The following is a 19,067-nucleotide window of genomic DNA, read 5'->3' on the forward strand; positions in this document are numbered from 1 at the left end:
TGTAATGATTATAAGACGGGGTTATGTAAAGTGCACTTTAGCTGCCATTTTGGTGGTAACTCTTTGTTATCCCAATATATCCTATGCTGAAGATAATTATAGTGATTCCTCGAGTGAGTTTGCGCAAAGCCAAGACTCATCTAGTACTTGGAAAAATGAAGATGGTGACGCTAGTAAAGACATTCCTGCGGATGATTCCATTGTTGAGGATGAGGTGTTCAGCTCAATCTCCGATGATGAAATTGAGCGAGTTGTTGCACAGTCCTCGGGGATCGAGACGAATGGCTACAATCCGATAAATACTTCTAGCTTGTTGGCTTCTAGTTCTTCGAAGAGCGTTGAGGAGTACTCCGGCGCCGAGCTCTACGACACCGCCGCCGCGCAGTCCGCAGGAGCCTTCGCGTCCTCCGAGTACGCCATCGTCGTCGGCCGCGGCGGATGGCCCGACGCCCTTTCCGCAACGAGTCTGGCGGGCGTGTACCGATGCCCGATCCTGTTCACCGAGAAGGACTCCGTTCCGGCAGCCACGGCCTCGGAGTTGGAGAGACTCGGGGTTAGCCACATCCTCCTCGTCGGCGGCCCCAACCTCGTGTCCCAGGGCGGCTTGGACGCCCTGGGCTCGGCGACGGGGGCGGAGGTGGAGCGCATCTGGGGCGAGTCCCTCTTCGACACCCAGATGGCCGTGTACGAGAGGGGCGCCGGGCAGTGGTCGGGCGACCTCGTGATCGTTGCGACGGGCGCGGACTTCCCCGACGCCTTGTCCATCGCCCCCGTGGCCTACGCAAAGAAGGCGCCCGTGTTCCTCGTCTCCGGAGGGGGGCTTCTTCCGGAGCAGAAGACCGCTTTGATGGACGCCGCCAGGTCCGGTTCCTTTGCGAACGCCGCCATAGCCGGCGGAACGAACGTGGTGTCCGAGGCTACGGAGGGCTTCATGGACGCGGTCACCGTGCTTGCGTCCGGGCGCACGGGGGGATGTGTGCGCTTGGCGGGAGCCGAGCTCTACGACACGTCGGCGGCGGTGGCCGAATGGGCGGTGTCCACCCAAGGGTTCAGCTGGGCGGCACCCGCCTTCGCGACCGGGAGGGACTCCTACGACGCCCTCGCCGGCTCCGTCCTCCAGGGCGAGAGCGGGTCGGTCTTGCTGTTGGTGGACGATCCGCAGGACGCCACCGTGCGCACCGCCGCGTCCCATGCGGGCGACGTGTCGTCCGTGCGCTTCTTCGGCGGGCGCAACGTGGTTCACAATAATGTACGCAACGCGATAATTACCGAGCTTATAGGATCCCTGATTTATACCGATTTTGACATATCCTTGAACGCTATGAGCGATCTGGAGGTAGAAGCTTCAAAAGGTTATCAAAATTATTCTAAAACAGAGATCCTAGAAAGCCTCAATCCTGATAATTTTAGTTACAACCAGTCAACGTTTTATCAATTTGCTCGAATTAATGGGGGCTATTCGGGAAAAGTGTCGGCAGATCAGCTCAACGCATTCATAGCGCAATATGGCAGCAATGGGAAGCTTGCAGGTATGGGTTCTGCCTTTATTGAGGCGGCGCAGACTTATGGAGTCAACGAGGTCTATCTGCTTTCGCATGCGATTTTGGAAAGCGATTGGGGGCGATCGCAGCTCGCGATGGGCTTTGATTATGAAGGCGGGTACATTGACGGATCGTATTACCCTGCCGGACGATACTATAATTTTTTCGGTATCGGAGCTTACGATAACTCGCCGTTAAGCGGGGGTCGTAAAATGGCTGTTATCCAAGGATGGAGTACCCCTCGCAATGCGATTCTAGGTGCGGCGAAATGGGTGTCAAATAATTATGTGCTAGGCAGCTGGAGCCAAGATTCGTTGTACAAGATGAAATGGAACGTGTTTCAAGCGGCAAACGAAAATACCGTTTGGCACCAGTATGCTACGGGCAGAACGTGGGCAACAGGCATAGCGAATGTTATGAGCGATTGTTACAGGTTTATCGGTTTGGAAATGGCAACATCAGGTTTGCTCTTTGATGTGCCGCAGTATAGATAAAAGCGTCGCGCCCGCCGGATGGTGTGACTATCTGTTGTGGTGTTGGCGGCTGCGTTAGCATGATGGGAGATGTGTCGGAGGAATGGCTGTTTCGAAAGGGGTCTCTCTCCCGGGTTTTTTACGCGTAGTCGCTGGCATTGTCGCTTTGGTGTTGACTTTTGCGGCTGTGCCGGTGAAGGCGTTAGGCGATCAAAAGAGCAGGACGGTGATATTCTCTGGTTCTTCTGTATCGAGTTATGCGGGACTAACCTTGTTCGAAACGGCTGTAAGCCAATCATCCGCCGCGTTCCCCAACGGTAGCGCAACGGCTATTCTTGTCGGTGAGGGCGGGTGGCCCGATGCGCTGTCTGCTACCAGCTTAGCCGGGCTTCTCGATTGTCCAATTTTGTTTAGTCAGTCTTCGCAACTGCCCAATTGCACGGCAAGCGAGTTAAATCGGCTTGGGGTAAGTAATGTAATTGTAGTTGGCGGACAAAATGTAGTTTCTGATCCGGTTTTGGCGCAGCTAGACGAGATAGGAGTTTCGTGGAGTCGTATATGGGGGCAAACGGCTTTCGATACGCAAATGGCCGTCTTTAACGAGTGGTTCGACCAATGGGATGCGGATTTGGCGATTGTCGCCACAGGCACGGATTTTGCGGATGCTCTCTCGGCTTCCCCAATAGCCTTTGCAAAGAAAGCTCCAATTTTCCTGGTTGATTCAACGCATAATTTATCTGACGAGCAAAAAGTCGCTTTGTCTCGACTTGCTGCCAAAGGTGAGCTTCGGGATGTTCTGCTTATAGGAGGCCACAACGTCATATCTGGTCTCACGAAAGGGTTTTTGGACGGAATTTCTACGTATGTAGGAGGTTCGCTCGTACATCTTTGGGGCAATACTCTATTCGATACCTCAGCGGCGGTGGCGAGTTGGTCCGTGACATCGCATATCCTTTCTTGGGATAATGTAGCTTTTGCATCCGGGGGATCTCCTTACGATGCCCTTTCGGGGGCTGTGCTCCAAGCAAAGACAGGCGCAGCTCTTCTATTGGTTGGAGACGATCGATCTTCCACAATTGAAGTGGCTAAGGCGAATAAGAATTGTATTTCACAAATTCGGTTTTTTGGAGGCACCTCGGTAATATCCGAGCGTTTAAGAATGCATATTGGGTATCAACTTGGGTTACCCATTTCCTATGTTGATTTATCGATGATGTGCATGATGCAATATCCTGAGCTTCCAACGGGTTGTGAAGCCGTGGCACTTAGCAATGCTCTGACGTATTATGGGTTTTCATTATCAAAATATGAAATAGTAGACAGGTGGTTGCCTAGAAGTGGCTGGGATTGGGTCACTGCATATCAAGGAAACCCATACAGCTGGGGTGGGGGCGCATGGAATTCCTGCCGCGCGCCTGCACTGTGCATTGCTGCAAATAACTATCTTGGTGCCCATGGAAGCTCTCTGCGTGCCTACAACATTACAGGTACTTCCTTTAGCAATTTGTATGATTATATCGCGCAAGGCTATCCTGTTATTGTGTGGAATACGGTGGATATGGGTTTGCCTGGGCTGTCGACTGAGACGCGATGGCATGATGGAACGCCGTATCGCCTGTATGGCGGAACCCACACTGTCGTGCTAAAAGGTTTCGATAAAAATAACGGAACTGTACTTGTGGCTGATTCGATATCGGGGTATGTAAGCCGGGATGCCGGGTCGTTTGGTTGGATATACTCGGTGTTGGGTTCGCAGGCTGTCGTGATAATGTAGTTGTCTAAACGCTCGTGTTAGCCAATACTTCAGTATCGATTGTTTTCTGGTTATTTTATAATGATTGAAAGTTTTGCAAGAGAGCAGGATTATTGTGCGAGACCTTTCTTTGGCAAATGTGCTGTTGATCCCTGATGACTTTGCTGCTGGCCACGTTGAGCTGTATTATCGTGCCGATAGGGCCGAATATGATAACAATTTGAGGGCCCTTGCGTTTGTTGGGGAGATAGATTTTTCAACATACTTCAATGCGTTTTCTTTACGTAAATGGTGTCGATACACCAATGTGGGCCCGATTTTTTTGCATCTTGAATTTGCTGGAGACGAATGCAGCGTTCTGTTTGTTGAGTTAACAGAGGGGGTTTCTGCTGCTCATATTAATGGCACACCGATTATGCTTAGAGGGAGCCATGAGGGTTTCGCGTCGGTTGATTTGCGCTTGCCCGAAAGTGATGCTCCTCTTGTGTCGTTTGTGTTGCATTCAAAGGGAACAACGCGCGTAAAAGCAGCATACTACTATACAGAGGTCGATGACGCCTTAGTACGACCAGTGCGTCTTGCTCTGTGTACGACAACATTCAAGAAGGAAGATTATATCGTACCGAATATCGAGACAGTCAGGCGTGAAGTGCTAGCCGGAAACGAGCCCATTTCTGACGGATTTCATATGTATGTGGTGGACAACGGTCGCACGCTCGATGTCGAAACGCTTTCTGACGATGGAGTGACTATCGTTCCCAATCCAAACGTTGGAGGTGCGGGGGGGTTTGCCCGTGGAATGCTTGAGGCACTTGCCGGAGGTGCTACTCATGTGCTGCTCATGGACGATGACGTGCATGTGTCGCCCGAGAGTTTTAAGCGTACGTATAATCTTCTTTCTCTTGTGAAGAACTGCTATAAGCAGGCGTTCCTTAATGGGGCGATGCTGTCGCTTGAGGAGCCTAACCTGCAGTACGAAGACGTAGGCTTTGTGCGAAAAGACGGTATATATGACAAGGTGAAGCCAGATCTGCATGTTGATCAAATGGTCGATGTGGTAAAAAACGAAGTGATCAATGTCGAGGTGGAGAATGCTTACGGTGCGTGGTGGTATTGTTGCATTCCGGTCGAGATGATTCGCGAGTATGGCTTGCCGCTTCCCGTATTTGTCCGTTGTGATGATGTTGAATACGGAATGCGCTGCCGCCCCACTATCATGACCATGGGCGGCATTTGCGTATGGCATGCGAGCTTCGAGGGTCGGTTTCGCGCTTCCGTAGACTGCTACCAATATGTGCGCAACTTTCTTATCATGCTAGCCGCTGACGAAATGAATTTGGAGCGCATGTTTATGCTTCGCTTGAAGCGCACATTCGACATCTACCTACGTTCTCTTAATTATGGAAGCGCCGAGCTTTTGCTCGATGGTTTAGAGGACTATCTGAAAGGGCCTAGTTTTTTAGCATCAGCGAATGGCGAAGAGCTTATGAAATTGAACGGCGCGAAGAATGAACGCCTAGTTCCATTGTCCGAGTTAGACTCGGCAGTTATTAGCAAAACGAAGCCCGATGACAACTACTTGGCTGGGGAGGATATGCGTGGACCTGTCTTGAAGCTCTTAGAGATGCTACCGCATGATCGGCATTTTTTGCCGGATATGCTGCTCTCCGATGAACCTGCAGCTGTTTACTATAGCCGAGGTGCCTATCCAGGATGGAAGACGATGCGCCGTAGGACGCTCGTCGCTTTCGATGCTTCGGGCAAGAATGCGCATGTCCGGACATTGGACCGTGCGCGTTACCAATCGCTCAGGAAGCGTTATCGTCGCCTTATGCAAGAGTATGCCTCGCGTAAGGACGAAGTGGCGCACGCTTATCGTGATGCTATGCCGTGGTTAACGTCAGAAGCATTTTGGCGTACGTATTTGGGATTAGGTGAGTCTGCATAATTCGGAGTGTGTGGCGGTAAAAACTCGTTTAAGCTTGTTGTACACGCTCTGTAGCTTCGAGCGCTACATTACACGTGGGACTGCTGTTAATTACTTCGTGCGGCAATTCGATGAAACTGCATTACTTTCCCCCATCCTCCACGAACACGCCCTCTTGCTTGAACACGGTCGAGAACGTCTTGAAGAAAATCTTCACGTCCAGCGGGAAGCTCAGGGTGCGCACATACTCAACGTCCATCTTCAGGCGGTCGTGCCAGGGGAGCGAGTTGCGGCCGTAGACGGCGGCGTAGCCGGTGATGCCGGGCTTTACGGTGAGCTTCAGCCCTTCGTCGCCCTCGTAGAGCTCGGTCTCGCGGCGCAGGTCGGGGCGGGGGCCCACCACGCTCATGTCGCCCTTCAGCACGTTCAGGAACTGGGGCATCTCATCCAGGCTCGTCTTGCGCATGAAGGCGCCCACGCGGGTCATGCGGGGGTCGTCGGCGCCGTTGTAGGTGGAGCCGTCCTCCATGACCAGGTCGGGGGCGTTCACGCGCATGGAGCGCAGCTTGTACATCTTGAAGTCGCGGCCGCCAAGCCCCACGCGCGGGGCGTTGTAGAAGACCGGGCCCTTGTCCTCGAAGTGGATGAACGGTGCCAGCACCGCTATGATCAGCAGCACGAACGGCAGCGCCGCCACGCCGATCACCAGGTCGCACACGCGCTTTCCGAACTTCGCGTACATCAGCGGACACCCTCCGCCTCAAGCGCGTCCCAGGCGCGGTGGAAGGCCCCCACGACGTAGTCCACGTCGTCATCTAAGAGCAGCGTGTGAAGGGGCAGCGTGACCTCGTTCTCGAACTGCGCGCGGGCGTTCGGGAAGTCGTCGATGTCGAAGCCGAGATCGCGGTAGGCGGTGAGCATGGGCAGCGGCTTGTAGTGCACGTTCGCCGATACGCCGGCGTCGGCAAGCCGCTCGATGAGCGCGTTGCGGAACGCCGCGCTTTTGCCGGGCAGGCGCACGAGCATCAGATGCCCGCTCGAGGCGAAGTCCTCGTCGTAATGCTGCAGCACGTCGACGCCCAGGTCGGCCAAACCGTTCTCGTAGCGCCCCACGAGCTCGCGCCGGCGCGCGAGCAGGGTGGGGTAGCGGCGCATCTGCGCCAGCCCCAAGGCCGCTTGGATGTCGGTCATGTTGCATTTCCAGCCGGGATAGGCGACGTCGTACTCCCAGGCGCCGGCGCGCGTCTTCGACAGCGCGTCCTTCGTCTGGCCGTGAAGCGACATGAGCATGAACTGGTTGTAGAGCTCGTCGGAGTCGAAGGCGACCGCGCGCCATGCCAGCGCGCCGCCCTCGGCGGTGGTGAGGTTCTTCACGGCATGGAACGAGAACGCGGTGAAGTCGGCGACGGAGCCCGAGGGGCGCCCGTCCTGCACGGCGCCGAGCGAGTGCGCCCCGTCGGCCAGCACCGCCACGCGCCCGATCGCCCGCTGCAGGTCGGTGGCGGGCGTCCAGCGGCTGCCCACGCTCTCGAGGGCGGCGAAGAGCCGGCCGTAGTCGACCATGCGGCCGGCAATGTCCACGGGGATGACCGCTCGCGTGCGCTCGGTCACGAGCGACGCCAGCGTGTCGTAGTCCATCTCGTAGGAGTCCGGGGCCACGTCGCACAAAACCGGCGTCGCACCCACGTGGCAGATGACCGAGCACGAGGCCGTGTAGGTGTAGGCGCTCGTGATGACCTCGTCGCCCGGTCCTACGCCCAGGGCGCGCAGCGCGCACTCGAGGGCGGCCGTGGCCGAGGAGAACGAGGCCACGCGATCGGCGCTCGTGAAGGCCGCCAGCTCGCGCTCGAACTCCTTCGTCTTGGGTCCGGTGGTTATCCAGCCGCTTGTCAGCGTGTCCACAACCTCGTCGATCTCGGCCTGCGTGATGTCAGGCGGGGAGAACGAAACGCGTCTCTGCTCGGTCAAGATATCGCTCCTTGCTTCATGGCACGGCAAGCGCGCCCTTGCCTGCGGCGCGCCGAAACTCATATTCTCGCGCGCCGCCGCCGTTTTGGCGAGGCGCTCAACCAAAATCACAGCAGTGTGCGCAGCAAATCCACGATCGCGCGGTACGAGCGCGGCTGGTCGAACTCGCGCTCGGCCACGGCGCGTCCTTTCGCCCCCATGATCTTGCGCAGCGACGCGTGCCCGGCGAGCTTCGCTATCTCTTCGGCGAGCGCGCGCGGATCCTCCGCCTCCACGTTCACGCCGAAGCCGTCGGCGGAGACCTTCGAGCGGAACTCGGGGCTCGAGCCCGTGTTGACCATGGGCTTGCCGCTGGCCAGGTAGTCGCCGATCTTCGTGACGATGCTCTGCGCGGCGGACTTCACCAGCGAGTTCACCACGATGTCGGACGCGCACAGGTAGGCTGCCATGTGCTCGTAGTCCTGGTAGCCGAGGAAGTCGGCGGGGGCGTCCAGCTCGGCGGCCAGCGCCTGGAGCTTCTCGCGGTCGGGCCCGTCGCCGAGCACCTTCACGCGCACGGGCGGGATCGCCTGCCCCGTCGGGCCGGCCGGCGCGCCCGTGCGCGCGAGCCGTTCCTGCTCGAGCAGTGCGGCGGCCCTCACGAGCGTGGCCACGTCGTAGCTCGCGCCGAGCGTCCCCGCGTACGTGACCCAGACCTCGTCGGCGGGCTTCTCTATCGCGTCGGCGAAGCGGCTCGCGCCCGCGTCGAAAGCGGCCAGGTCGTTGCCCACGTAGACGGTCGTGTGGGGGTAGGGGCGCTGCCGGTCCTTGGCCGGGCGGGCAGCGTACTCGTCGGAGGTGCCCACGGCGCCGGAGAGCAGCTGGTAGACGCGCTTCGCGTCGCGCGCGAACGGGTAGAACGCCACATCGCTCACCACGGGGATGTCCACCACCATGCGCATGGCCTCGGGCCACAGGTCGTTGATGTCGGCCACGAAGGGGATGCCCTGCGCCTCGGCCGCCTCGGCGCAGACGCGCGCGACGTCGTTGGGTGGGATCTCCGCGTACACAAGATCGTAGGCGCCGGCGTTCTTTGCGAAGTGCTCGCGCAGGTTCTTGGCGGCAACGCGGTGGCTGCGGATGCGCCCGAGGTCGAGGTTCTTCGTGTAGCCCGGCTCCTCGATGAACACGATGCGGTAGGGAAGGCCCTGGTAGCAGGGCTTCGAGCAATCGCGCTGCGCCTTCTCCCAATGCTGGAACGTGGACGTGACGAGGTCGACGGCGAAGCCCTCGCGCGCGAGCAGCTCCGAGAGGAAGCGGAAGCGCGTGTAGCCGCGCGTCTCGTCGCCCAGCTTCACGCCCATCGTCACGACGGCGATGCGCTTGGGTACGCGCGCGGCGCTCTCCGCCGGTTTCTTCTGCTGGGTCAAGGTATCCATAACCGGGCCATTATACCAAGGGAGGGCGAAAGGCCGGCCGAGAACCCGCAAGGCAGCCGGCTGCTCCACAAGAACAGAAGGCCCGGGCAGCCCGCGCTACTCCTTCTCCGCTTCCTTCGCTATCAGCACCGGCACGTCCGCCGAGCGCAGGACGCCGTAGCTCACGCTGCCCAGCATGCCGCGCAGCACGCCCAGGCCGCGGGAACCCATGACGATGAGGTCGCAGCCGTGGTCGTGGGCGTAGTCGTTGATGCCGTCCACGACGGACGGGGCGTTCACGGCAAGCACCTGCACGGGGTTCGGCAGCCCGTCGAGCAGGGTGCCGATCGCCGCGCCCATGTCCTCCTTCTCGCGGGCGAGCGCCGCCTCGACGAGCTGCTTGTACAGGTCGGGGTCGACCGTGAGCGGCGGGACGCTCTGGTAGGGGTTCGCCTCCAGGCCGAGGGAGGGCGGCATCTCCGAGAGGAAGATGATGCCGACGACGTGCAGCTGGATGGCCGGGTCCTCCTCGGCGAGGCCCTTGGCGATCTCGAGCGCGTGGACGGCGTGCGCGGACTTGTCGAACGGTACGAGGATGTTGGAGAACTTCATCGGTGCCACCTTTCGTGGAATCGCAGGTCAGCGCGCGTCGCGCAGCGAGCTCAAAGCGGAGACGACGGCCGCGTGCGCGCTGCGGACGGGATCCATGAGCGCCGTCGCCCCTGCGAGGTCGCCCTCGCGCAAGGCTGCGTTCACCTTGCTCGCCGCCTCGTACAACGCGGCGAACGAAAGATTTCCTGCAACGCCCTTGAGCGTATGGGCCTCGCGGACCGCCGTGTCCACGTCGCCGCCAGCCAATGCCTGCTCGAGTGCGGCGAAGTGCGTGTCGTCGAGGAACTTCAGGGCAAGGCGCTCGTAAAGCTCCGCGTTGCCGCCGAAGCGCTCCATCGCCCCGTCGTAGTCGATGCCGTTTCTTTTCAACGCTTCCGCGTATTCTGCCATCATGGTTGCCTTGCCTCTCGTTTCGCGTGCCTCGTCCGTCCAGGGCGCTCGGCCGCGGGCGGATTCTAAAGTATAACCTTCCGGCGTGGCGAATGGGGCGCGCCTCCCATCCGTCACGCGCGCGTTACCGACCGGTTCGCGAAAGGCAGGCAAGGGGGCGAAGGGCCTTCCCGCCACCTCGCCGCATGGCCGGGGCGTTGCGTAACGAGACCGAAACATCGCGGGTTATAATGGTAGCTTGAGAGAAAGGATGCGCCCATGACCGCGAACCCCGACCAGGACTTCGTCCTCAAGACCATCAAGAGCCGCGACGTTCACTTCGTGCGCTTCTGGTTCACCGACGTGCTGGGCGCCATGAAGTCGTTCGCCGTCGTGCCGGGCGAGCTCGAGGACGCACTCGCCGACGGCATGGGCTTCGACGGCAGCTGCATCGAGGGGTTCTGCCGCACGCAGGAGTCCGACATGCTCGCGTACCCCGACGCCTCCACGTTCCAGGTGCTGCCCTGGCGCCCCGAGTCCAACGCGGTCGCCCGCATGTTCTGCGACGTGCGCACGCCCGACGGCCTGCCGTTCGAGGGCGACCCGCGCCACGTGCTCGCGCGTACGGTGGGGAAGGCCCGGGAGATGGGCTATGTGTTCAACGTGGGCCCGGAGCTGGAGTTCTACTACTTCAAGGGGCCCGAGGGCACCGAGGTGCTCGACCGCGGCGGCTACTTCGACCTCACGAGCCTCGACTACGCCTCAGACCTGCGCCGCGACACGGTGCTCACGCTGGAGAAGATGGGCATCCCTGTGGAGTACAGCCACCACGAGAACGGGCCCTCGCAGCACGAGATAGACCTGCGCTTCGCCGATGCGCTGTCCATGGCCGACGCGGTGATGACGTACAAGCTGGTGGTGAAGGAGATAGCGCTGAAGCACGGCGTGTACGCCTCGTTCATGCCCAAGCCCATGGCGGGCGAGCCGGGCAGCGGCATGCACGTGCACCAGAGCCTGTTCGACCTCGACGGCAACAACGCGTTCTTCGACGCGCGCGACCCCCAGGGCTACCGCCTGTCGGACGTGGCGAAGCGCTATATCGCGGGCATCCTGAAGTACGCGCCCGAGTTCTGCCTGGTCACGAACCAGTTCGTGAACTCTTACAAGCGCCTCGTCTGCGGGGGCGAGGCCCCCACGTACCTGTCGTGGGCGAGCCGCAACCGCTCCACGCTCGTGCGCATACCCGGCTACCGGCCCGACCGCGAGGACGCCTGCCGCATCGAGCTGCGCAGCCCCGACCCCGCCGCGAACCCCTACCTGGCCTTCGCCGCCATGCTGGCGGCGGGGCTCGCGGGCATCGAGGAGGGGCTGGAGCTGCAGCCCCCCACCGAGGACCAGGACCTGTTCGCGCTCTCGCGCCAGGATCTGCGCCGCCAGGGCATCCAGACGCTTCCCGAGAGCTTGGGCGAGGCCGTGGAGCTGTTCGCCGGGTCCGCGCTCATGCGCGAGACGCTGGGCGACCACATCCACTCCTACCTCGTGGCCGCCAAGCGCGCCGAGTGGAACGAGTACCAGGGCAACGTGAGCGCGTGGGAGCGCGACCGCTACTTGGCGGTGCTGTAGCCGAGGCCATGGCGGACGGTCGGAGACTCTAGTATGGGGAAATCAGTCATATTCGTAGCGGACAGCCTGGACAACGCCCACAAGTTCCAGCAGGTGCTCTCGGGCCTCGACGTGGAGGTGGCTGCCGGATCGTCGGCGCAGCTGAAGAACCTGCTGGTGCAGCATCCCGGCTACGACCTGGTAGTCTACGAGGCGCGCGGCGAGGCGCTGGGGAGGGTAGCCCAGGCCGAGTCGCTGCTCCTGGAGGACGGCTCCGCGGCGCTCCTCGTGATCGTGGGAGAGGACCAGCTGGGCGAGTTCCGCCTGCCCGTGCAGGTGAAGAGCGACTTCGTGGTGCACGGCGCGTCCCCGGACGAGTGCGCGGCGCGCATCCGCCAGCTGCTGTGGCCCGGCAACGAGAGCTCCGCGTCGGACTTCGTCGCCGTGGACTCCCTGACCATCAACCTGGCCACCTACCAGGTGAACGTGGCCGGCGAGCCCCTGGACCTCACATACCTGGAATACGCCCTGCTCGCCTTCCTCGTGACCCACCCCGGCCGCGCGTACTCCCGCGACGCCCTGCTGCGCCGCGTGTGGGGCTTCGACTACTACGGCGGAAGCCGCACCGTGGACGTCCACGTTCGCCGCGTCCGCGCCAAGCTCGGCCCCGACCTCGCCCAACATCTGGAAACCGTCCGCGGCGTGGGCTATCTATGGAGCGCGTAGGGGCCGCTGGTTGAAGCAGCGGCGGTGTCGTAGGGCAAAGCACCCTCGCAGCTACCCGACCCTCGCAGGTTGAACCTCTCACCAAGGTACCGAGCGAGTTGCCCCTCCCTGGTTGATTTCTGCCAGAAGCCAGGCCCTCGCTTCTCGTGTGAATCTTTCGAGGAGATCAAAGTAGCTTAGGGGTCGGGCCGTGCCCACCAAGCGAGTTCCGCACGAGCCGAACAGCCCGGTGGGCTGTTCGTGCGAGCAGGACTGCCCGAGCGACTGGGCACGGCCCGACCCCGAAGCGGACAACGCCCCTCTGCTATACTTGTCAACCTAACATCCAAGCCGACGGAGGACCTCGCCCCATGCCGAAGAAGATCGCCGTCATCGACGGCAACTCGCTCATGCACCGCGCCTACCATGCCGTGCCGCAGACGATGAACGCTCCCGACGGCACGCCCACGAACGCCGTGTTCGGCTTTCTTGCCATGCTGCTCAAGTTCATCGACATGGCCAGCCCCGACGCCATTATCTGCGCGTTCGACGCGGGCCGCCCCGCCTTCCGCATGAAAGCGCTCGAGCAGTACAAGGCGCAGCGCCCGCCCATGGACGACGACCTGAAGGTGCAGTTCCCCATCATCGAGGAGCTGCTCGAGGCCATGGACGTGCCCGTCGTGCGCATCAAGGGCTGGGAGGGTGACGACATCCTGGGCACGGTGGCCGCACGCGACGAGGAGCTGGGATACGAGACGCTGCTCGTGACGGGCGACAAGGACGCCTACCAGCTGGCCAGCGACAAGACGCGCATCGTCACCACGAAGAAGGGCATCACCGACGTGGCCATCTACGGCCCGGCCGAGGTGGAGGAGCGCTACGGCGTGCGCCCCGACCAGTTCATCGACTTCCTGGGCCTCAAGGGCGACTCGTCCGACAACATCCCCGGCGTGCCCGGCATCGGCGACAAGACGGCCGCGAAGCTTCTGCAAGCCTACGGGAACCTGGAGGGCATCTACGAGCACGTGGACGACCTCAAGGGCAAGCAGAAGGAGAGGATGGTCGACAACAAGGACATGGCGTTTCTCTCCCGCGAGGTGGCCACCATCGTGTGCGACCTGGACTTCCCGCTCGATCTCGAGGAGTGCTGCTTCCCGTCGTTCGACCCGGAGCGCGTGACGGAGGCGTTCAAGAAGGTGCAGTTCAACGCCCACCTGAGCCGCGTGCTCAAGCTGGTGGGACGCGAGCTGGAGAAGAAGGCGGCCCCGCTGTCGTGGGAGCCCGTCGTGACCGGTTCGCAGGCCGACGCCCTCGTGGACGCGGCCGTCGCGCGCGGAGAGACGGTGGGCGTGGCGTTCGTGGAGCCCGAGCAGGCGTCGCTCTTCAACGTGGACCTGACGTGCGCCGTCTCCACCACGCAGGGCACGGCGCTCTACGAGGACGAGGGCGGCCCCGCGGCGTTCGCGCGCATCGTGGCGGCGGGCTCGTTCGCGGCGCTCGACGTGAAGCATGCCGTGCACCGTGTCTACCCGGCCGATACATCCGAGCCCGCGCTCGCATCCGACGACGACCTCATGGGCATGCGCGCGTTCGACCTGGGGCTGGCCGGCTACGTGCTGAACTCGTCGGTGACTGAGTACTCCTACGACGCGCTGCTCGACGCCTACTGCGGCGGCGTGCTGCCCGAGACGAAGGCCGAGGCCGACCTGGCCTGCGTGCAGGCCGCCGCGGCCCGCACGCTCGTAGGCCCGCTCACCGAGGCGCTCGGGCGCGACGGCAGCACCCGCGCCTACTTCGACATCGACCTGCCGCTCGTGGGCGTGCTCGCCATCATGGAGCGCACCGGCGCGGCCGTCGACTGCGACCGCCTGGCGGAGCTCGGCGCCAGCACGCAGGCCGAACTCGACGAGCTCTCGGCGCGCATCTTCGACATGGCGGGGGAGACGTTCAACCTCGACAGCCCCAAGCAGCTCTCGCGCATCCTGTTCGAGGTGCTGGGGCTCACGCCCCTCAAGAAGAACCAGCGCGGCTACTCCACCGACGCCGCGGTGCTCAAGGAGCTGTGCGCCGTGCACGAGCTGCCCGCCCTCGTGCTGCGCTACCGGGAGCTGGCGAAGATCAAGTCCACCTACATCGACGCGCTGCCACGCATGCGCGCCGGCGACGGGCGCGTGCACACCTGCTTCAACGAGACGGTCACCACCACGGGCCGCTTGTCCTCGTCCGACCCGAACCTGCAGAACATTCCCGTGCGCACCGAGTTCGGCCGCCAGATACGCGAGAGCTTCGTGCCGCTCGCGCCCGACGAGCGGTTCCTGTCGGCCGACTACTCGCAGATCGAGCTGCGCCTGCTCGCGCACCTCTCGGGCGACGAGCACCTCGTGGTCGCGTTCTGCTCGGGCGCGGACTTCCACGCCGCCACGGCCGCGCGCGTGTTCGACGTGCCGGTGGAGGAGGTGACGCCGGAGCTGCGCAGCCGCGCGAAGGCCGTGAACTTCGGCATCGTGTACGGCCAGCAGGCGTTCGGCCTGTCGCAGAGCTTGGGCATCCCGTTCGGCGAGGCGAAGGAGATGATCGAGCGCTACTTCGCGGCGTATCCCGGCGTGCGCTCCTACCTGGACGCCACGATCGAGGAGGCGAAGGCGAAGGGCTATGCGGAGACGATGTTCGGCCGCAAGCGCCATATTCCCGAGCTCAAGGCGTCGAACGCCGCCACGCGCGGCTTCGGCGAGCGCACGGCCATGAACCACCCCATGCAGGGCAGCGCCGCCGACATCATCAAGTTGGCCATGACCGAGGTGCAGCGCCGCCTCATGGCCGAGGGCTTCAAGGCCCGGTTGCTCCTGCAGGTGCACGACGAGCTGGACTTCAGCGTGCCCGAGGGCGAGATCGAGGCGCTGTCCTCGATGGTGAGGGAAGTGATGGAGGGCGTCGCGGAGCTCCGCGTGCCCCTCGTGGCCGACGTGTCCTGGGGGGCAAGCTGGGCGGAGTCGCACTGAGGTTCCGCCGCCGTACGGCCGACGCGAGTGTGACAGGGGGACGGGGATAATGTCACGCTCTCTTTCGCTTCACTCGGTCGTGGCGCGTCGCGGAGCGTGACATTATCCCCGTCCCCCTGTCACACCCTCGACGCTTCTCGCTGACTTTGTCGGACCTGTGAGATTCTGAAAAAACATGCCACGCCGCCGCGTGTGGCTATGATTATCTGCTACCATATGAACGTTGTGCTTTGTGGAGGCACAGCATCGGAAAGAGTGCGATGATACGCGGAGATTGTGCATAAGATCACCTTGACTTGCTACGATCCCGCTGGTAAGCTATCGCCTTGCGTTTTATTTCATACAAGGAGACACTCATGTACGCAATCGTAAAGACGGGCGGCAAGCAGTATAAGGTTGCCCCCGGAGACAAGCTGAACATCGAGAAGCTCGATGCCGAGGTCGGCGCGAAGGTCGAGCTCGAGGCCATCTGCGTCGTCGACGGCGAGAAGGTCGAGGCCGATCCGGCCAAGGCCGCTGCCACGAAGGTCACGGCCATCGTGCTCGAACAGTTCAAGGGCGAGAAGCAGCTCGTGTTCAAGTTCAAGAAGCGCAAGAACTACAAGAAGCTGCGCGGCCATCGCCAGCAGCTGACGCGCGTCGAGATCGAATCCGTCGGCTCGGCCAAGGCCGAGAAGAAGGTTGCCAAGAAGGCCGCCCCGAAGAAGGCCGAGAAGGCCGAAGAGCCCGCGTCCGTCGACGCCGAATAAAGCAAGGGAGGGAATACCATGGCACACAAGAAGGGTCTCGGTTCCAGCCGTAACGGCCGCGATTCCCACGCGCAGCGTCTCGGCGTGAAGTTGTTCGGCGGCCAGGAGGTGCACACGGGCAACGTTATCGTTCGCCAGCGCGGCACGCACATCCATCCGGGCGAGAACGTCGGCCGCGGCAAGGACGACACGCTGTTCGCCCTGTGCGACGGCAAGATCGAGTTCACGAAGGGTGCGAAGCACAAGGTGCACGTCCGCCCCGAGGCGTAGGGCGAGCCACCTGCTCCACGACTGCGTAACGTTATCTGTTTTCGCGTGCCCCCTGCTCGTCAGGGGGCACTTTTCATATACAATCCGAGTTGCGAGATCAGGGAATTCGTCCCCCGGTTCCCCTCGATGCGGAACCGGAACGGAGATAGAGGTGCCCAGGTGTTCATAGACAAAGTGCGCATACACGTGAAGGGCGGCGACGGCGGCGCGGGCTGCATGTCGTTCCGCCGCGAGGCCCACGTGCCGAAGGGCGGGCCCGACGGCGGCGACGGCGGCCACGGCGGCAACGTGGTGGTGGAGGCCGATGCCGGCCTGTCCTCGCTCATCGAGTACCGCTTCAAGCACCACTTCAAGGCCGAGCGCGGCACGCACGGCAAGGGCAGCCGCATGCATGGCGCCACCGGCGAGGACCTTGTGCTCAAGGTGCCCGTGGGCACGGTGGTGCGCGAGTACTTCGAGGAGTCCAAGGAGACGGGCGAGCTCATCGCCGACCTCACGCACGACGGCGAGCGCGTCACCGTGGCCGAGGGCGGCATGGGCGGCCGCGGCAACATCCACTTCGTGACGCCGACCCGGCGCGCGCCCGCGTTCGCCGAGCTGGGCGAGCCGTCCCAGGAGGGCTGGATCGAGCTGGAGATGAAGCTCATGGCCGACGCGGCCCTCGTGGGCATGCCGAGCGCCGGCAAGTCGTCGCTCATCGCGAAGATGAGCGCGGCGCGCCCGAAGATCGCCGACTACCCGTTCACCACGCTCGTGCCGAACCTGGGCGTGGCGCGCTCGGGCGATCACAGCTTCGTCGTGGCCGACATCCCCGGGCTTATCGAGGGTGCTCACGAGGGCCGCGGCCTGGGGCACGAGTTCCTGCGCCATATCGAGCGCACGGCGCTCATCGTGCACGTGGTGGACCTGACGGGCGACTACGAGGGGCGCGACCCGCTCGAGGACTACGACATCATCAACCGCGAGCTCGCGCTCTACGCCGACGAGCTGGCCGCGCGCCCGCGCATCGTGGTGGCGAACAAGACCGACGTGCCCGGCACCGAGGAGGCGGCCGAGCGGCTGGCGGCGCGCGTGCGCGAGGACTCCATCGCGGCCGCGGGCGGCGACGAGTTCGCCCCGAGCCCCGTCGACCCGAAGCTCTACCGCATCAGCGCGCTCACCGGCGCGGGCGTCGACGGCCTCAAGGCCGCCATCGCCACGAAGGTGCACGAGCTGCGCGAGGCCGCGCGGGCCGACCTGGGCGCCGACGTGCAGTACGACCACGTGTGGGAGCACAAGCGCGAGATGCGCGACAAGCGCTTCGAGGTGTTGAACCTGGGCGGCGGCGTGTTCCGCGTCACGGGCCCGCAGGTCGAGCGCATGGTGGTGCAGACCGACTGGGAGAACGAGGAGGCCATCGCCTTCTTGCAGCACCGCTTGAAGCGCCTCGGCGTGGAGACGGCGCTCGAGCGCGCCGGCGCGGTGGACGGCGACGAGATTCGCATCGTCGGGCGCGCGTTCGGCTTCGAGTCGGCGCGCACGGCGGAGGATATGTTCAAGGAGCTCGACCTGTGATGAGGGCTGAAGAGGGCGGGCGTGGAAAGCGCCTGGTCATCAAGATAGGCTCATCGACGCTCACCACGTCGGAGAGCAAGATCGACTACGGCTACCTGGCCGCGGTGGCCGCGCAGATAGCCGAGGCCAAGGAGGCGGGATGGCATCCGGTCGTGGTCACGTCGGCGGCCATCGCCTGCGGCCTCGAGCGGCTCGGCATAGAGAAGCGCCCGCACGACATGCCGAGCTTGCAGGCGGCGGCGTCGGTGGGGCAGAGCGCGCTCTCGACGGCCTACGCCGAGGCGTTCGCCGCCCACGGCATCGTGACCTCCACGGTGCTGCTCACGCGCCGCGACACGGCCGACCGCCAGGCGTACCTGCATGCGCGCGACACGTTCGACCGGCTGCTCGACCTGGGCGTCGTTCCCATCGTGAACGAGAACGACACCGTGTCAGTGGAGCAGATCCGCTTCGGCGACAACGACACGCTCGCGGCGCTCGTCGCATGCCTGGTGGAAGCCGATCTCATGGTCATCCTCTCGGACATAGAGGGGCTCTTCGACGCGAACCCGCACTTCAACCCCGAGGCGAAGCTGATCGGCCGCGTGGAGGCCATCGGCCCGGAGATCATGGCCGTGGCAGGCGGGGCGGGCACCACCGTGGGCTCGGGCGGCATGATCACGAAGATCAAGGCCGCGCGCGTGCTCATGGTGGCGGGCATCCCCATGGTCGTGTGCAACGGGCGGCGCCCCGGAGCCATCGTGGCCGCCGCGCGCGGCGAGGACGTGGGCACCCGCTTCGTCGCCGCAAGCAAGCCCCACGAGATTACGCCGAAGAAGCTTTGGATCGCCCTCGGCGACGCGGCGCGCGGCGCGCTCGTGGTCGACGAAGGCGCGAAGGCGGCGCTCGTCGGCCGGGGGAGCTCGCTTCTGTCGGTGGGCGTGAGCGCGGTGGAAGGCCGCTTCGAGGCGGGCGACGTCGTGGACATCAAGGACGGCTCGGGGCACCTGTTCGCCCGCGGCAAGGCGGCGTTCTCGTGCGACGAGGCCGCGCTCGCCATCGGCCGCACGCGCGCCGAGCTGCAGGCCAACCGCCTGCTCGCGAGCCTGGCCGACAAGCCGCTCGTCCATCGCGACGAGCTGATCGTGTTCGAGTAGGGAGGATCGACT

The 19,067-nt window shown here is 62.8% G+C and carries 15 protein-coding genes; 10 read left to right on the forward strand and 5 right to left on the reverse strand.

Going from position 1 to position 19,067, the window contains the following annotated elements:
• The first annotated feature begins 4 nt into the window (after positions 1-4).
• The 3 genes from C1877_RS05140 (at position 5) to C1877_RS05150 (ending at position 5,715) form a co-directional block, all read left to right on the forward strand.
• Positions 5-2,035, forward strand: a complete 2,031-nt coding sequence (locus C1877_RS05140; protein ID WP_114568582.1) for a cell wall-binding repeat-containing protein — start codon at positions 5-7, stop codon at positions 2,033-2,035.
• 82 nt (positions 2,036-2,117) lie between these two features.
• On the forward strand, positions 2,118-3,788 hold the full coding sequence (locus C1877_RS05145) for a cell wall-binding repeat-containing protein (RefSeq protein ID WP_114568583.1): 1,671 nt from the start codon (positions 2,118-2,120) through the stop codon (positions 3,786-3,788).
• A gap of 73 nt (positions 3,789-3,861) precedes the next feature.
• Positions 3,862-5,715: a glycosyltransferase gene (locus tag C1877_RS05150; RefSeq protein ID WP_147274512.1), complete on the forward strand. Its 1,854-nt coding sequence runs from the start codon at positions 3,862-3,864 to the stop codon at positions 5,713-5,715.
• A 121-nt stretch (positions 5,716-5,836) separates the two neighbouring features.
• On the opposite strand, the gene C1877_RS05155 is transcribed toward C1877_RS05150, so the two are convergent.
• The 5 genes from C1877_RS05155 to C1877_RS05175 all read right to left on the reverse strand — a co-directional run bounded on the left by C1877_RS05155 (position 5,837) and on the right by C1877_RS05175 (position 10,061).
• Positions 5,837-6,436 (reverse strand): sugar transferase, encoded by a 600-nt coding sequence (locus C1877_RS05155; RefSeq protein ID WP_114568585.1) that lies wholly within the window; start codon positions 6,434-6,436, stop codon positions 5,837-5,839.
• Positions 6,436-7,662 (reverse strand): DegT/DnrJ/EryC1/StrS family aminotransferase, encoded by a 1,227-nt coding sequence (locus C1877_RS05160; RefSeq protein WP_114568586.1) that lies wholly within the window; start codon positions 7,660-7,662, stop codon positions 6,436-6,438. The genes C1877_RS05155 and C1877_RS05160 overlap by 1 nt, the downstream gene beginning before the upstream one ends.
• Before the next feature lie 107 nt (positions 7,663-7,769).
• Positions 7,770-9,080: a glycosyltransferase family 4 protein gene (locus C1877_RS05165; RefSeq protein ID WP_244909798.1), complete on the reverse strand. Its 1,311-nt coding sequence runs from the start codon at positions 9,078-9,080 to the stop codon at positions 7,770-7,772.
• Positions 9,081-9,176: 96 nt separating this feature from the next.
• Positions 9,177-9,671 (reverse strand): universal stress protein, encoded by a 495-nt coding sequence (locus tag C1877_RS05170; protein ID WP_015538604.1) that lies wholly within the window; start codon positions 9,669-9,671, stop codon positions 9,177-9,179.
• A gap of 27 nt (positions 9,672-9,698) precedes the next feature.
• A complete protein-coding gene (locus C1877_RS05175; RefSeq protein ID WP_244909799.1) occupies positions 9,699-10,061 on the reverse strand; it encodes an Hpt domain-containing protein in 363 nt (120 codons plus the stop codon).
• A 258-nt stretch (positions 10,062-10,319) separates the two neighbouring features.
• Here C1877_RS05175 and C1877_RS05180 point away from each other — a divergent pair, with 258 nt between their 5' ends.
• The 7 genes from C1877_RS05180 to proB all read left to right on the forward strand — a co-directional run bounded on the left by C1877_RS05180 (position 10,320) and on the right by proB (position 19,055).
• Positions 10,320-11,663 (forward strand): glutamine synthetase family protein, encoded by a 1,344-nt coding sequence (locus C1877_RS05180; RefSeq protein ID WP_114568588.1) that lies wholly within the window; start codon positions 10,320-10,322, stop codon positions 11,661-11,663.
• Positions 11,664-11,696: 33 nt separating this feature from the next.
• Positions 11,697-12,368, forward strand: a complete 672-nt coding sequence (locus C1877_RS05185; protein ID WP_015538606.1) for a winged helix family transcriptional regulator — start codon at positions 11,697-11,699, stop codon at positions 12,366-12,368.
• A 350-nt stretch (positions 12,369-12,718) separates the two neighbouring features.
• On the forward strand, positions 12,719-15,346 hold the full coding sequence (polA, locus tag C1877_RS05195) for a DNA polymerase I (protein ID WP_114568590.1): 2,628 nt from the start codon (positions 12,719-12,721) through the stop codon (positions 15,344-15,346).
• A gap of 356 nt (positions 15,347-15,702) precedes the next feature.
• A complete protein-coding gene (gene rplU / locus C1877_RS05200) occupies positions 15,703-16,095 on the forward strand; it encodes a 50S ribosomal protein L21 (RefSeq protein WP_015538607.1) in 393 nt (130 codons plus the stop codon).
• 18 nt (positions 16,096-16,113) lie between these two features.
• Positions 16,114-16,365 (forward strand): 50S ribosomal protein L27, encoded by a 252-nt coding sequence (gene rpmA / locus C1877_RS05205; protein ID WP_015538608.1) that lies wholly within the window; start codon positions 16,114-16,116, stop codon positions 16,363-16,365.
• A gap of 159 nt (positions 16,366-16,524) precedes the next feature.
• Entirely contained in the window at positions 16,525-17,919 is a 1,395-nt protein-coding gene (gene obgE / locus C1877_RS05210; protein WP_114568591.1) for a GTPase ObgE, read from the forward strand.
• The gene (gene proB, locus C1877_RS05215) at positions 17,919-19,055 is read left to right on the forward strand and encodes a glutamate 5-kinase (RefSeq protein WP_114568592.1); all 1,137 of its coding nucleotides are present in this window, start codon (positions 17,919-17,921) and stop codon (positions 19,053-19,055) included. The genes obgE and proB overlap by 1 nt, the downstream gene beginning before the upstream one ends.
• The last annotated feature ends 12 nt before the right edge of the window (positions 19,056-19,067 follow it).

The organism is Gordonibacter pamelaeae, from assembly GCF_003340385.1.
Classification (GTDB): Bacteria; Actinomycetota; Coriobacteriia; order Coriobacteriales; family Eggerthellaceae; genus Gordonibacter; species Gordonibacter pamelaeae.